The following is a 1,080-nucleotide window of genomic DNA, read 5'->3' as shown; positions in this document are numbered from 1 at the left end:
TGAAGCCGATTGGCCGTGACGGCGTAGCCGGCACGGGGCGCAGCCCGAAAGCCCGGCGGCGCTTCCAGCGCCGACACGCCATCTTGTGCCTGCGGCTGCCAAGGGTTGCGAACCCTCCAGTCAGCACCCATGCGATACCGGCCCTGGTGGACGTACCCAGCGCGGAGCGACTGCCGAAACCCTATGCGTGCGGTGATGCGATGAGCAGCACAGTGCCCCGCCGCAATGGGCGGGGCGCTGTGGGCGGCCGTCAGGCCGCCTTGGGCTTGTTGCGCGACCAGATCAGGTCGTGCGTGCCGTTCTCGCCTTCGATCAGGCGGGCATAAACGGTGGCTGGGAACGAAGGATCGTCCAGGGTCACGGACACATAGGGCCGTCCGGCCTCGCTGGTCTTCTTCCACGCCGCGCCGATGTCATGACTTGCCGCTTGCAGGCGGTAGTCGGGGGCGTTCTCGTTGTCGCCCTTGTCGTTGGGAACCAGCTTGACTTTGACGTTGAGCGTCAGGGTGCGGAGCGTGCCGGTGAAGCCGTCTTTCTCTGCGGTGAAGGTGCCGATGTTAGCCATGATGTTTCTCCTTTCGGGTTGAACAAGGTCGCGCCAGTGCGTCCTTGTTGTGATCCGTCCGGCGGGGATGGGCTGGCCGCACCGCTTGCGGTCGGAACGAAGTGGAGAACCTGGAAGCAAAAATAATTTGTCCCGCGAGGAATGCGCGCAGCGCAGGGGAAATTATTTTTGCTGGAAGGTTGCGGCCATGAAGCCCAAGGCGCAGCCGCGCCACCGCCAGGATTCACAACAAGACAAGGACGTACAGGCCGACCGCTCCCGAATGGAGACATGGCCGACTCGGCATCCCCGCGTGACGGCTTCACCGGCTTGCGCCCTGACGCGGGCCAGGTCAATGCCCCGACGACAAGGCCGGAGCGCCCCTGCCGCAGCTCGCGGCACATGCTTGAGGCGTGGCGTGGAGGCTCCATCGGGCGAGGCCGGGCGGTGTGTCGGTGAACCGTCCTTCGTGACATACAGGCAACGAACCGCCAGCGTCGAGGACGGCACGCTTTCGCACAACCTGCCGCAGCAAG

At 65.1% G+C, this 1,080-nt stretch carries 1 protein-coding gene; it reads right to left on the bottom strand.

Annotation, left to right across the window (positions count from 1 at the left end; genetic code table 11):
• Positions 1 to 250 precede the first annotated feature (250 nt).
• On the bottom strand, positions 251 to 565 hold the full coding sequence (locus tag LO50_RS21920; RefSeq protein ID WP_014703526.1) for a DUF736 domain-containing protein: 315 nt from the start codon (positions 563 to 565) through the stop codon (positions 251 to 253).
• Positions 566 to 1,080: the final 515 nt, after the last annotated feature.

The organism is Stutzerimonas stutzeri, from assembly GCF_000935215.1.
Taxonomy (GTDB): Bacteria; Pseudomonadota; Gammaproteobacteria; order Pseudomonadales; family Pseudomonadaceae; genus Stutzerimonas.
The sequence above is the reverse complement of the archived record's forward strand: the minus strand, read 5'-3'. Positions and strand labels throughout refer to the sequence as shown.

Coding starts and splice junctions, on each gene's coding strand:
- LO50_RS21920 (WP_014703526.1), bottom strand. CDS start 565: ATGGCTAACATCGGCACCTTCACCGCAGAGAAAGACGGCTTCACCGGC.